Source organism: Cupriavidus necator, assembly GCF_016127575.1.
Lineage (GTDB): Bacteria > Pseudomonadota > Gammaproteobacteria > Burkholderiales > Burkholderiaceae > Cupriavidus > Cupriavidus necator_D.
Genome location: NZ_CP066018.1, coordinates 3308267 through 3320299 on the forward strand (window position 1 = coordinate 3308267; position 12033 = coordinate 3320299).

Sequence of the window (12033 nt, forward strand, 5' to 3'; positions counted from 1 at the left end):
TCGAAGCAGTCTTACTGGATCTGTGCGCCGGAGTCCTTCACCACCTTGCTCCAGCGGTTGATCTCGGCGTCGATATGGGTGCGCAGCGCGGCGGGAGTCGAGCCCACCGGCTCATAGCCGTTGGCGGCCAGCGTCGCCTTCAGTTCGGGCTGGCGCAGCACCGTGGCAATCTCGGTGCTGAGCCGGTCGATCACGGGCTGCGGCGTGCCGGCCGGTGCCAGCATCGCGTACCAGCCGGTGATGCTGATGCCCGGCACGCCGGCCTCGGCCAGCGTCGGCACCTCGGGCGCGACCGCGGCGCGCTGGCTGCCGGTCACGGCCAGTGCGCGCAGCTTGCCGCTCTTCACATGCGGCAGGGTGGTGGAGATGCTGTCGAAGGTCAGCTGGACCTCGCCCGACAGCATTGCCGTCACCACTTGTGCGCTGCCTTTGTACGGAACGTGGGTCATCTTGATACCCGCGACGGAATCGAACAATTCGCCCGCCAGGTGGCCGGTATTGCCGTTGCCGGCCGAGGCGAAGGTCAGCTTGCCGGGCGCGGCCTTGGCCTCGGCAATCAGCTCCTTCACGTTGGTGGCCTGCAGCGAGGGGCTCCCGGCCAGGATCATCGGCAGGCTGGCCACCAGCGAGACGGGCGCGAAGTCCTTGCGCGTGTCATAGGGCAGCTTCGGGTACAGGCTGGCATTGATGGCATGGGCGGCCAGCACCATGATCAGGGTGTAGCCGTCGGGCTTGGCCCGCGCCAGCGCCTGGCTGGCGATGGTGCCGCCGGCGCCGGGCCGGTAGTCCAGCACCACGGGCTGGCCCAGGCGCTCCTGCAGCCTGGCTGCGACCGGGCGGGCCAGCAGGTCGGCGCTGCCGCCCGGCGGGTAGGGGATCAGCAGCTGGACCGGGCGCGATGGCCAGGTCTCGGCGCTGGCGCCGGACGGCAAGGCGGTTGCGGCCGCGGTGGCCAGCATGCCGGCCAGCCATGCGCGGCGGACCCAGGCGCGGCGCCGGGATGCGATCAGGGATGCCATCAGCTTGTCTCCTCGTTATGCCGGCCGCGGGCGCAGCCGTTGTCCCTTGTCGCCAGGTCGGGCCGGGATGTTGGTGTCACAAACGGTAAAGGTGTAAGCGCGCCAGCGGAATTCTTAAATCGATAAGTCTGGCTTTTTGCAAGCGAAGCGATAGGCGGCACCGGTGCGAATGGCTGTATCTGGCGGTCGGCTACAGCAATAATCTTTGCGAATGAGGAGATTTTGCCAGTCGGCTGTGTTCAGAGGCTTGAATCTTCGCAATCAGGGAGATTTCTTGATTTCGCCGCCTGGAAACACTAAAGTCTTTGCAATCAAGGAGATTTTTGTGCCAGTGACCCTCACCGAACCCGGCGATATCGGCGCCTTCGTGCGCGCTGCCCGCAAGGCGCAAGGCCTGCGCCAGGACGATGCCGCAGGCGCCATCGGCGTCAGCGAGAACTTCATGGTGCGCGTAGAGAACGGGGCCGAAGGCATCCAGTGGGGCAAGCTGTTCCAGGTGCTGGAAGGGCTTGGCCTGCGCGTGGTGGTGGATATGCCGGAGGCAGCGGCCCCGCTGGTAGCGCCTGAACTCGCCAAGCTCAGGCAACGCCAGGCGCGCAGCCGCAACCGGCGCGCAGCGGTCAAGGGAGGCGACCAGCATGGCTGAGCGCGTACTGGTCGCCAGCATCAACGGAGCGCCGGTCGGCGAGCTGCATGAAGCCAGCGATGCCTGGTCATTCCGCTATGACGCGGAGTGGCTGGGCAACCCGCACGCCTTCGCCCTGAGCCCGGCGCTGCCGCTGCAGCGGGAGGCGCTCGCCGATGGCAGCACGCTGCGGCCGGTGCAGTGGTACTTCGACAACCTGCTGCCCGAGGACGGCCAGCGTGCGCTGCTGGCACGCGATGCCAGCATCCGCAACGAGGCCGATGCCTTTGCCCTGCTGGCCCACTATGGGGCGGAATCGGCGGGCTCGCTGACGCTGCTGCCGCCCGGCCGCGGGCCCGCCACCGCGCCGGCCCTGCGCGCCTTGAGCGATGCCGCGCTCGACGCCCGCATCCACAGTCTGCCCAGCGTGCCGCTCACGCATGGCGCGGTCAAGCGCATGTCGCTGGCCGGTGCCCAGCACAAGCTGGCGGTGGTGCTGCGGGACGGCGCGCTGTTCGAGCCCGGCGCGGATACGCCGTCCACGCATATCCTGAAGCCGACCCACCAGATGCAGGAGATCTATCCGCATTCGGTCATCAACGAGTGGTTCGTGATGTCGCTGGCCGCGCGGCTGAAGCTGGAGGTGCCGCCCGTGCACCGGCGCTATGTGCCGTCGCCGGTCTACCTGATCGACCGTTTCGATCGCCATCTCACGCAGCAAGGGCAGTGGCAGCGGCTGCATGCGATCGATGCCTGCCAGCTGCTGAACCTGCCGCGCACCTTCAAATACGACCAGGGCAGCGTCGAGCGGCTGGCGCAACTGGCAACGCTGTGCCGCGCCCCGGCGGTGGCGCGGGCACGGTTGTTCGACTGGCTGGTGTTCAACATCCTGGTGGGCAATTCGGACGCGCACCTGAAGAACCTGAGCTTCCTGGTGTCCGATGCCGGCATTGCGCTGGCGCCGTTCTACGATTTGCTCAGCGAGGCGGCTTACGCCACCCGCACCTATGACAAGACCGGCTGGCCGCAGGCGCACCGCTTTGCCTGGCCGGTGCTGGGGGTGGAGTTCTACAGCGATTTCTCGCGCGCGCTGGTGCTGGAGGCAGGGCGCGCGCTGGGCCTGACCGGCGTGACCGCCGAGCGGCGGCTGGACGCCATGCTGCGCGGCATCGGGCCGGCCGCGCAGGCGCTCTATGAGCAGGCCGAGCAACAGAACGCGGCCATGGCGCGGGAGCGCCCGGTGCTCACCGGCGGGTTTGCCGGCGAACTGGCCTGCCTGCGCGTGATCCGTTTCACCATCATCGCCGACATGGTCAGGGCGCTTGCCGCAGCCTGAGTCTGGCTAATGACTGGTGGGATGCGGCTGGCTGAAGAAGTAGGGCACCAGCGCGGCGGCAATCAGCAGGCCCGCGGACAGGAAGATCGCCGCATAGGTGGAAGGCAGCGGCCAGCCGCGCACATGGCCGGCATTGGCGATCAGCCCGTAGCCCCATGACGTCAGCGCCGATCCCAGGAACACAAAGGTGTTGAGCAGCCCCAGCCCGCGCCCGCGCCGCGACGGCGTGATCAGCCCGCGGCCCTGCGCCATCACCAGCGGGTGCAGCATGCCGATGGTCGACAGCAGCGCCATTATCGCCACGCCGTAGCCGATGCCGCTGTCCGGCCATAGCGCCAGCAGGAACGAGCCCGACATGGCAAAGCACGACCAGCCGGCGATGGCGGTCTTGAGCGTGTTGCGGCGGACCAGCACCGGCAGCAGGAAGGCGGTCAGGAAGCCGGCCAGGCTCAGCAGCGCCAGCGCCACTCCGCGCGGCGCCGAGCCCAGCCCGAACACGTCGGCCAGGTAGGGGCCGCTCCAGGCATTGCGGAAGGCGGTGCCGGCGGACATCGCCACGCACAGCGGAATCAGCGTCCACAGCGGCGCCAGCTTCAGCAGCTGCAGGCTTTCCGACAGCATCGCCGGCCACGACGCGCTGCGGGCCTCGGCATGGCCCTGGTCGCGCACGAAGCGCCACACACCATAGCAGGCCGCGACCATGCCCAGCGCCGATACCGCCATCGACGGGCGCCATCCGATCAGCGAGATGGCCCAGCCCAGCGGCGCCGTGGCACACAGCGCGCCGATCATGCCCATGGCATTGGAGCGGCTGACCACGCGGGTGTAGTCGCGCTCGGACAGCTGCTCGGAGGCGAAATGCAGCAGGCCCATGAAGACCGGCGCGCATGCCAGCCCCAGCCCTACCTGCGCCAGCGTGGCCGCCGCGCCGTTTGGCGCCAGCACGAACAGGATCGACGACACCGCGCCCACCGCCAGCAGCAGCGCGGTCGGCCGGCCCACGCCGTAGCGGTCGAAGGCAATGCCCACCGGGATCTGCGTCACGGCAAAGGCCAGGAAGAACGACGAAGACAGTGCGCCAAAGCCCGCCGGCGACAGCCCGAAATCATGCTGCAGTTCGGGCGCCATCACCGCCAGGCAGGAGCGGAAGAACTGGCTGAGCGCAAAGGCGAACGTCAGCAGGGCGATACCGCGCGCGGCGTGCGCTGCCGGGGCATGGGCGGGCAGGGCGTCGGGCGATGCGGGGAGGCGGGTGTTGCTGGGGGTCACGGCTTCAACAGCGGCCTGCTCGGGCCGCGTAGTCTCGGTACTGCGCGATCTCGGCCGCTACCAGCGGGCGCAGGGTTTGCCACTGCACCGGCTGCGGAGCGAACACGCTGTTGTTGTTATCGGAGGAAATGCACAGGCGCACCTGCGCGACGTGGCCGGCGGCATCGGTGCGTACGTGCAGGATGCGGGTCGACCGCGGTGGCTGCCAGGTGATGGGCGGCAGGAAGTAGGTCCTGCCGCTGCCCCGCTCGGACGGGTCGGTGACAAGACCGAACGTGGTGCCTAGCAGTGAGTGTAGAGCGTGCGCGGTCAGCATGGTCGGCGCGTGGCCGGTGTTCGCCCAGATTGCATGGCAGGCGAGCCGGCCTGCCTGTCCACTCAGCCCGGCAGGGCGTCGTAGGTCAGCAGGAATACCTGCTCATCCCCCGCACTGACCGGCAGCCAGACGATTTCCAGTTCAGGGAACGCGGCTTCCACGTTGGCGTGCTCGTTGCCGATCTCTACCACCAGCACGCCGCCCGGATTCAGGTGCGCCTTGGCGCCGGCGATGATCCGGCGCACCACGTCCATGCCGTCGTCGCCGCCGGCCAGGGCGATGCGCGGCTCGGCCAGGTATTCCGGCGGCAGCGCCTGCATCGAGCCTTCGTTGACGTAGGGCGGGTTGGTCAGGATCACGTCGTAGGTGGCGCCGTGCGGCAGCGGCGCGTACAGGTCGCCTTCATACAGCCGGATGCGGTCGTCCATCTTGTAGTCGGCCACGTTGCGGCGCGCCACGGCGAGCGCGTCGGGCGAGATGTCGACGGCGTCGATCTTCGCGTTCGGCCACACGTGCGCGGCCACGATCGGCAGGCAGCCGGAACCGGTGCACAGCTCCAGCACCGGGCCGATGCTGTCGGTCTCGCCGACCCAGGGCTCCAGCCCGTCCTGCAGCAGTTCGCCGATAAAGCTGCGCGGCACGATCACGCGTGAATCGACGTAGAAGCGCAGGCCGTGCATAAAGGCCTCGTGCGTGATGTAGGCGGCCGGCACGCGCTCATTGACGCGGCGCTCGATGACCTTGAGCACGGTATCGACTTCCTCGGGCAGCAGGCGCGCGTCCAGGAAGGGATCGAGCGTGTCGAGCGGCAGGTTCAGCGTATGCAGCACCAGGTAGGCGGCTTCGTCATAGGCATTGGCGCTGCCGTGGCCAAAGGACAGGCGCGCGGCGGTAAAGCGCGAGACTGCGAGACGCAGCAGGTCGCGCACGGTGCGCAGGGGAGAGGGCGTTGCCATGTATGGGTGTCTTCCGGCGAAAAAATCAGGCGACGAGACGTTCCAGCACGCCGCGGTAAACGTTCTTCAGCGGCTCGATGAAGCGCACTTCAACGTGCTCGTCGATCTTGTGGATGCTGGCGTTGGGCGGCCCGAACTCGATCACCTGCGGGCAGATCTTGGCGATAAAGCGCCCGTCCGAGGTGCCGCCGGTGGTCGACAGCTCGGTCTTGACGCCGGTCTCGGCCTCGATCGCCGACGACAGCGCGTCGGACAGCTCGCCGCGCGGGGTCAGGAAGGGCTCGCCGCCCAGGGTCCAGTCCAGCGCGTATTCGAGCTGGTGGCGGTCCAGGATCGCATGCACGCGCGCCTTCAGGCCTTCGGGCGTGCTGGCGGTCGAGAAGCGGAAGTTGAAGTCGATGGTGACGTGGCCCGGGATCACGTTGGTGGCGCCGGTGCCGCCGTGGATGTTCGACATCTGCCAGCTGGTCGGCGGGAAGTACTCGTTGCCCTGGTCCCAGACCTCGGCGGCCAGCTCGGCCAGCGCCGGCGCGGCTTCATGGATCGGGTTGCGGCCCAGGTGCGGGTAGGCGATATGGCACTGAATGCCCTTGACCGTGAGCTTGCCCGAGAGCGAGCCGCGGCGGCCGTTCTTGACCATGTCGCCGAGCGTGTCGACCGAGGTCGGCTCGCCGATCACGCAGTAGTCCAGGCGCTCGCCGCGTGCGGACAGGGCCTCGACCACCTTGATGGTGCCGTCGTGCGCCGGGCCTTCCTCGTCGCTGGTGATCAGGAAGGCGATCGAGCCGGCATGCGCAGGATGCGCCTTGACGAACTCTTCCACCGCCACCACGAAGCCGGCGATGGAGGTCTTCATGTCGGCGGCGCCGCGGCCGTACAGCTTGCCGTCGCGGTGCGTCGGCGCGAACGGGTCCGAATGCCACTGCTCCAGCGGGCCGGTCGGCACCACGTCGGTATGGCCGGCAAAGACCAGCAGCTTGCCGTCCTTGCCCTGCGTGCCGCGCCTGACCGCCCACAGGTTGGTCACGCGGAAATCGTCGGGGCCGCTGACGAGCGCTTCGCAGTCGAAGCCGAGCGCCTTCAGGCGGGTTTCCAGGATGGCCTGGCAGCCTTCGTCGGCGGGCGTGACGGAGCGGCGGCGGATCAGGTCTTCGGTGAGGGCGAGGGTGGCGGTCATCGGACTACGGAAATGGAAATCAGAACTGGCCGGCGTACTGGTCGGCGGAGAAGCCGACCATCACCTTGCCATCGTGGGCCAGCACCGGGCGCTTGATCAGCGACGGGCTTTGCTGCATCAAGGCGATCGCGCCGGCTTCCTGCTCGGCGCGGGCCTTGTCGGCGTCCGACAGCGTGCGCCAGGTGGTGCCCTTGCGGTTGAGCAGCGTGGCCAGCGGCACATGCTTCAGCCAGCCGCGCAGCATGGCTTCATCCACGCCCTGCTTCTTGAAGTCGTGGAAGGTGTAGGCCACGCCGTTGGCATCCAGCCAGGTGCGGGCTTTCTTGACGGTATCGCAGTTGGGTATGCCGTAGAGCAGGACGGTCATGGCTAGTCTTGATGGATTGGATTCAGCGGAACAGCAGGTTCAGCGCGATCACCAGGCCGCCCAGGCCCAGCGCCACGCCGCCCATGGCCACCGCGGTCATCAGGCGCAGGCGGCGGTCCAGCCGGGCGGCTTCCTTGCGCAGCGCGTCGATGGTGATGGCATGTTGCTCGGCCAGCAGCTTGACGGCCTCGGCCTGCTGCACGGCAGCGGCTTCCAGCTCGGCGATGCGGGCGGCGGGATCGCGCGTGTCGGCCACCGCGCCTTCCGGCGTGCCGTCCTTGCGCTTGTTCTTCTTCAGTTTCTCGATGGTCTTGTTGGCCTGCTCGAGAATGGTGGGCAGCAGGGAGAGCACGGTACTGACGGTGGTGGGATCCAGGGCCATGAGTCGCTTGCGGAGGGAAGGCATGTTCAGCCTGGCCAGGCGGGGTGACAACGGAAATACTGCCCCGGGGCCGGGCCCCGGGACGGGGCGGCGCAGCCGTTGCGGGCTGCGCCAGGCGTGCTCAGTCGCCGCGCAGCAGGTCGTTCAGGCTGGTCTTGGCGCGGGTCTGCGCGTCGACCTTCTTCACGATCACGGCGCAGTACAGGCTGTACTTGCCATCCTTGGACGGCAGGTTGCCCGCCACCACCACCGAGCCGGCCGGCACGCGGCCATAGTGGATCTCGCCGGTTTCGCGATCGTAGATCTTGGTCGACTGGCCCAGGTACACGCCCATCGAGATCACCGAGTTCTCTTCCACGATCACGCCTTCAACCACTTCCGAGCGCGCGCCGATAAAGCAGTTGTCTTCGATGATCACCGGGTTGGCCTGCAGCGGCTCCAGCACGCCGCCGATGCCCACGCCGCCCGACAGGTGGACGTTCTTGCCGATCTGTGCGCACGAACCGACCGTGGCCCAGGTGTCGACCATGGTGCCTTCGTCGACGTAGGCGCCGATATTGACGTACGACGGCATCAGCACCGCGTTCTTGGCGATGAACGAGCCACGGCGGGCCACGGCCGGCGGCACCACGCGGAAGCCGGCCTTGGCGAAGTCGTCTGCGCTCCAGTTGGCGAACTTGGTCGGCACCTTGTCGTAGAACTGGGCAAAGCCGCCGGCGCTCATCGGCGCGTTGTCTTCCAGGCGGAACGACAGCAGCACGGCCTTCTTGATCCACTGGTTGACGATCCAGTCCTTGCCTTGCTTCTCGGCCACGCGCAGCGCGCCGGAATCCAGCTGGCTGATGACGTTGGCGACGGCCTCGCGGATGTCGTTGGGGGCGGACTTGGGCGACAGGCTGGTGCGGTCTTCCCAGGCCTGGTCGATCAGGGCTTGCAGAGCTTGCGTCATGTTCGTTTTCTCAGGTGTTGAATGTTGATGTTCGGCCAATTGTGTTCTCCCTCTCCCCTCAGCGGGAGAGGGTCGGGGAGAGGGGTGGTCTAGCAAGGCACCACGCTGGTAGAACCGCCTGCCCTCTCCCCCGGCCCCTCTGCCGCAAGCGGGAGAGGGGAGCAAACCAGTGGTCAAGGCCAAAGCCTCAGGCCAGCGATTTGCAGAATTCCACGATCCGGCGCGCACCTTCCAGGCATTCCTCCGGCGTCGCCACCAGCGCCATGCGCACGCGGTTTGCCCCCGGGTTAATGCCGTCGGCTTCGCGCGCCAGGTAGCTGCCGGGCAGCACGGTCACGTTCTGCTCGGCCAGCAGGCGCGCGGCGAATTCGGTATCGGTGAGGCCGGTGCGCGAGACATCGGCCCACAGGTAGAAGCCTGCATCGGGCAGCGCCACGTCCAGCACCTCAGCCAGCATCGGCGTGACTTCGCTGAACTTGCGCACGTAGGCGGCGCGGTTCTCGCGCACATGCGATTCATCGTTCCAGGCGGCGATGCTGGCGCTCTGCACCGCCGGGTTCATGGCGCCGCCGTGGTAGGTACGGTATAGCAGGAATTTCTTCAGCAGCGCGGCGTCGCCGGCGACGAAGCCCGAGCGCAGGCCCGGCACGTTGGAGCGCTTGGACAGGCTCGAGAACATCACCAGCCGGTCAAGGCCGCGGCCCAGCTTGTGCGCGGCTTCCAGCGCACCCAGCGGGGCGCGGCCCTCGTCGAAATAGATCTCCGAGTAGCACTCGTCCGAGGCGATCACAAAGCCGTAGCGGTCCGACAGCGCAAACAGCTGCTTCCAGTCTTCCAGCGACAGCACCGCGCCGGTCGGGTTGCCGGGCGTGCACACAAATAGCAGTTGCACCTTCTGCCAGACCTCGTCGGCGATGCGGTCGAAGGCCGGGGCGAAGTTGCGCGCCGGGTCGCTGTTGGCGAACACCGGGGTGGCGCCGGCCAGCAGCGCCGCGCCTTCGTAGATCTGGTAGAACGGGTTGGGGCACAGCACCAGCGCGCCCGCGCGGGTGCCGTCGACCACGGTCTGGGCAAAGGCGAACAGCGCCTCGCGCGAGCCGGTCACCGGCAGCACTTCGGTGGTGGCGTTGACCTTGGGCAGGCCGTAGCGGCGTTCCAGCCAGCTGGCGATGCACTGCCGTAGTGCATCGGAACCTGCCGTTGTGGGATAATTCGCCAGCCCCGCGAGCGACTCTGCCAGCGCTTGCTTGATGAATTCAGGCGTCGGATGCTTGGGCTCACCGATGCCAAAGCTGATGGCCGGCTTGTCGGCAGGCTTTACCTGCGCAAAGAGCACCCGCAGTTTCTCGAACGGGTAGGGCTGGAGCAGGTCGAGGCGCGGATTCACAGTGTCAGTCGGGGCCGGTTAAAACGACGCATTATAGAGGAACGGCGCGGGTTTCCGTGCGCCGGCCCGGCCCGCGCGGCCGGCCACGAGCACGGATGGCGGGCATCACGCCCTGGTGATGCCGCCGGCGCCGTCCGGACCCTGCCTGCCTGTCACCGGTCGGCGGCCCGGCTCGCCTCGCTTTGATCCCCTTTATGAGCACAAATACTGTTGCGGCGCAGCATGCGCCGGCCGACCGCCATGCGGTCAAGGCATCGCTTTCCATCCTGATCGGCGCCTCGGTCTGGGGCATCGCCTGGTTCCCGTACCGCGTGCTGGCGGGCTGGGGTCTGGGCGGCATGCACGCCGCGGCGCTGGTGAGCTCGGTCGCGGCGGTGCTGTCGCTGCTGGTCTTCCGCCGGCACCTGGCCGGCCTGCGCCCGCACTTGCTGTTCGTCGCGATCGGGCTGGCGGCGGGCGTGACCAACGCCGGCTTCGTCTGGGGCAGCGTCAACGGCCATGTGATGCGCGTGCTGCTGCTGTTCTACCTGACCCCGGTCTGGACCGCGCTGTTTGCCCGGCTGTTCCTGGGCGAGCGGCTGTCGGCGGCGGGGCTGTCGCTGGTGGCGCTGGCCCTGTTCGGCGCCGGGCTGATGCTGTGGACGCCCGAGGTCGGCGTGCCGCTGCCGGGCTCCGCCGCCGAATGGTCGGGCCTGATCGGCGGCATGGGCTTTGCCGTCAACAATGTGCTGTCGCGCCGCGCCGGCCAGCGCTTCCCGGACATGGACGCACGCGTGCGCACGGTGGTGGTCTATCTGGGCTGCACGGTGGTGGGCGTGCCGGCCGCGCTGCTGCTCGATGGCCCGTCGGTGGCCATCGTCGCGGGCGCGCAGGTCAGCGTGGGCATGCTGGTGCTGGGCCTGGCGGCGGTGCTGGTGGTCAGCAACTCGGTGGTGCAATACGGGCTGCAGCGGCTGCCGGCCAACCGCGTGTCGCTGCTGATGCTGTTCGAAATCGTGATCGCAGCGCTGTCCTCGTGGTGGTTGGCGACCGAGGTGCTGAGCTGGAAGGAAGCGGCCGGCGGCCTGTGCATCATCGCCGCCGGCGCTTTGTCGGGACTGGTGCACCGGAGCCGCGCGCCAGCGCCGGCCGCAGCGGGCGCCGAGGCAGCGGCATGTCACTGACTGAGCCGGCGGGCGCTTCAGTGCAGCATGACCCGCGACACCATTGCCACCAGGGGCGTCCGTACCGCGCGCTCGACGCCGCGGTGCAAGTGCAGCGGCCGCAGCAGCATCTTCACGGTCATTTCGATGGGGATGTTGCGCCGGATCACCCCGGACACGCGCGCATTGAGCGCGCGCACCTCGGCTTCTGACACCGCTTCCACACCGCGCTCCATGCGCAGCACATTGCGCAGCGCGATCGCGGCGTCCTCGTTCTTGATCTCCAGCAGCCGGCGCGCCAGCGCACCCAGCACGCGCAGCCGGCCCAGCCGCTCGGATGCCGCAAAGCGGTTGAAGTACTGGTAGAAGTGCTTGTAGTGCCGCACCTCGTCGTTGGAGATGCGCCGCGTCAGGTCGCGCAGCACCGGTTCGTCGCTGGCCTGTTCCAGCGCGCGGTAGTAGGCGGCGGTGCCGGTTTCCACCACGCAGCGGGCCGCCATTTCCAGGCCCTCGGTCGGCTCGAACTGGTCGATCGAGCAGGTCTTGCTGTACTCGTCGAAGAAGCGTGCATAGCCGCGCTCCCAGTCGAATTCCGGCCAGACATGCTCGACATAGCGCCGCAGCGCCAGCCCGTGCTGCAGTTCCTCGGCTTCCCAGTGCTCGGCAAGCCAGTCGGCCGCGTCGGGCACACGGGCGTAATAGGTGGCAAGGTTGCCTGCATAGGTGTCGGATCCGCTCTCGATGAACGAGGCCGACACCAACAGGTAGAAGAGATCGCGGTCGCCGCGTACGCGTTCCACGTCGATCGCCTGGTAGTTGATGTCGCTGACAGACCACGGCCGGGCGGCCGTTGACGGTTCACTCATGCTCTGTCCTCCTGGTTGGCCAAAGGCTGCGAGGGGCGTTCACGGGCGTTTGGCTCGGAGCGCATCCGGAGTCACGCCGACAGATCAGAGACTAGCATTTACCCTAATTAGTTTCCCGGCGATTGGCCGGCAACGCTGGCTGACAGCGCCCACGGCGCCTGCCAAAGTGCTTGCGGAAACGCTTGTAAGGGGCGGAATAGCAAGGGAAATCGGCCATGGGATATGACGCCGGGGCGACTGCC

The 12033-nt window shown here is 67.9% G+C and carries 13 protein-coding genes; 3 read left to right on the forward strand and 10 right to left on the reverse strand.

The annotated features are described in order from the left end of the window. Nucleotides 1–11: 11 nt before the first annotated feature. Nucleotides 12–1019 carry a tripartite tricarboxylate transporter substrate binding protein gene (locus I6H87_RS15510; protein WP_011615481.1) on the reverse strand — a complete coding sequence of 336 codons (1008 nt, stop codon included), beginning with the start codon at nt 1017–1019 and terminating at the stop codon, nt 12–14. Nucleotides 1020–1344: 325 nt separating this feature from the next. On the opposite strand from I6H87_RS15510, the gene I6H87_RS15515 reads away from it, so the two are divergent. After that, nucleotides 1345–1665 carry a helix-turn-helix domain-containing protein gene (locus I6H87_RS15515; protein WP_037024885.1) on the forward strand — a complete coding sequence of 107 codons (321 nt, stop codon included), beginning with the start codon at nt 1345–1347 and terminating at the stop codon, nt 1663–1665. Continuing rightward, on the forward strand, nt 1658–2980 hold the full coding sequence (locus I6H87_RS15520; protein ID WP_010814186.1) for a HipA domain-containing protein: 1323 nt from the start codon (nt 1658–1660) through the stop codon (nt 2978–2980). The genes I6H87_RS15515 and I6H87_RS15520 overlap by 8 nt, the downstream gene beginning before the upstream one ends. A 6-nt stretch (nt 2981–2986) precedes the next feature. On the opposite strand, the gene I6H87_RS15525 is transcribed toward I6H87_RS15520, so the two are convergent. From I6H87_RS15525 to dapC, 8 genes are all read right to left on the reverse strand, one after another. Further along, entirely contained in the window at nt 2987–4249 is a 1263-nt protein-coding gene (locus I6H87_RS15525) for an MFS transporter (RefSeq protein WP_011615480.1), read from the reverse strand. A gap of 4 nt (nt 4250–4253) precedes the next feature. Continuing rightward, the gene (locus tag I6H87_RS15530) at nt 4254–4565 is read right to left on the reverse strand and encodes a hypothetical protein (RefSeq protein ID WP_010814184.1); all 312 of its coding nucleotides are present in this window, start codon (nt 4563–4565) and stop codon (nt 4254–4256) included. A gap of 62 nt (nt 4566–4627) precedes the next feature. Then, nucleotides 4628–5521 (reverse strand): 50S ribosomal protein L3 N(5)-glutamine methyltransferase, encoded by an 894-nt coding sequence (gene prmB, locus I6H87_RS15535; RefSeq protein WP_011615478.1) that lies wholly within the window; start codon nt 5519–5521, stop codon nt 4628–4630. A gap of 25 nt (nt 5522–5546) precedes the next feature. Continuing rightward, entirely contained in the window at nt 5547–6698 is a 1152-nt protein-coding gene (dapE, locus tag I6H87_RS15540; protein ID WP_011615477.1) for a succinyl-diaminopimelate desuccinylase, read from the reverse strand. Between the two features lie 19 nt (nt 6699–6717). Next, the gene (locus I6H87_RS15545; protein ID WP_010814181.1) at nt 6718–7065 is read right to left on the reverse strand and encodes an ArsC family reductase; all 348 of its coding nucleotides are present in this window, start codon (nt 7063–7065) and stop codon (nt 6718–6720) included. 22 nt (nt 7066–7087) lie between these two features. After that, complete coding sequence (locus tag I6H87_RS15550; protein WP_011615476.1) at nt 7088–7471, reverse strand: hypothetical protein; 384 nt, start codon at nt 7469–7471, stop codon at nt 7088–7090. Between the two features lie 97 nt (nt 7472–7568). After that, the gene (gene dapD, locus I6H87_RS15555) at nt 7569–8396 is read right to left on the reverse strand and encodes a 2,3,4,5-tetrahydropyridine-2,6-dicarboxylate N-succinyltransferase (protein WP_010814179.1); all 828 of its coding nucleotides are present in this window, start codon (nt 8394–8396) and stop codon (nt 7569–7571) included. A 187-nt stretch (nt 8397–8583) separates the two neighbouring features. Continuing rightward, nucleotides 8584–9783 carry a succinyldiaminopimelate transaminase gene (gene dapC, locus I6H87_RS15560; protein ID WP_010814178.1) on the reverse strand — a complete coding sequence of 400 codons (1200 nt, stop codon included), beginning with the start codon at nt 9781–9783 and terminating at the stop codon, nt 8584–8586. A 194-nt stretch (nt 9784–9977) separates the two neighbouring features. On the opposite strand from dapC, the gene I6H87_RS15565 reads away from it, so the two are divergent. Continuing rightward, nucleotides 9978–10946 (forward strand): DMT family transporter, encoded by a 969-nt coding sequence (locus I6H87_RS15565; protein WP_010814177.1) that lies wholly within the window; start codon nt 9978–9980, stop codon nt 10944–10946. A gap of 17 nt (nt 10947–10963) precedes the next feature. Here I6H87_RS15565 and I6H87_RS15570 read toward each other — a convergent pair whose 3' ends face one another. Next, on the reverse strand, nt 10964–11791 hold the full coding sequence (locus tag I6H87_RS15570) for a ferritin-like domain-containing protein (RefSeq protein ID WP_011615475.1): 828 nt from the start codon (nt 11789–11791) through the stop codon (nt 10964–10966). Nucleotides 11792–12033: the final 242 nt, after the last annotated feature.

Excerpts from the sequence above, each read along its gene's own strand:
- I6H87_RS15550 (WP_011615476.1), bottom strand. The coding sequence starts at position 7,471 with ATGCCTTCCCTCCGCAAGCGACTCATGGCCCTGGATCCCACCACCGTC.
- I6H87_RS15520 (WP_010814186.1), top strand. The coding sequence starts at position 1,658 with ATGGCTGAGCGCGTACTGGTCGCCAGCATCAACGGAGCGCCGGTCGGC.
- prmB (WP_011615478.1), bottom strand. The coding sequence starts at position 5,521 with ATGGCAACGCCCTCTCCCCTGCGCACCGTGCGCGACCTGCTGCGTCTC.
- I6H87_RS15530 (WP_010814184.1), bottom strand. The coding sequence starts at position 4,565 with ATGCTGACCGCGCACGCTCTACACTCACTGCTAGGCACCACGTTCGGT.
- dapE (WP_011615477.1), bottom strand. The coding sequence starts at position 6,698 with ATGACCGCCACCCTCGCCCTCACCGAAGACCTGATCCGCCGCCGCTCC.
- I6H87_RS15565 (WP_010814177.1), top strand. The coding sequence starts at position 9,978 with ATGAGCACAAATACTGTTGCGGCGCAGCATGCGCCGGCCGACCGCCAT.
- I6H87_RS15545 (WP_010814181.1), bottom strand. The coding sequence starts at position 7,065 with ATGACCGTCCTGCTCTACGGCATACCCAACTGCGATACCGTCAAGAAA.
- I6H87_RS15570 (WP_011615475.1), bottom strand. The coding sequence starts at position 11,791 with ATGAGTGAACCGTCAACGGCCGCCCGGCCGTGGTCTGTCAGCGACATC.
- I6H87_RS15510 (WP_011615481.1), bottom strand. The coding sequence starts at position 1,019 with ATGGCATCCCTGATCGCATCCCGGCGCCGCGCCTGGGTCCGCCGCGCA.
- dapD (WP_010814179.1), bottom strand. The coding sequence starts at position 8,396 with ATGACGCAAGCTCTGCAAGCCCTGATCGACCAGGCCTGGGAAGACCGC.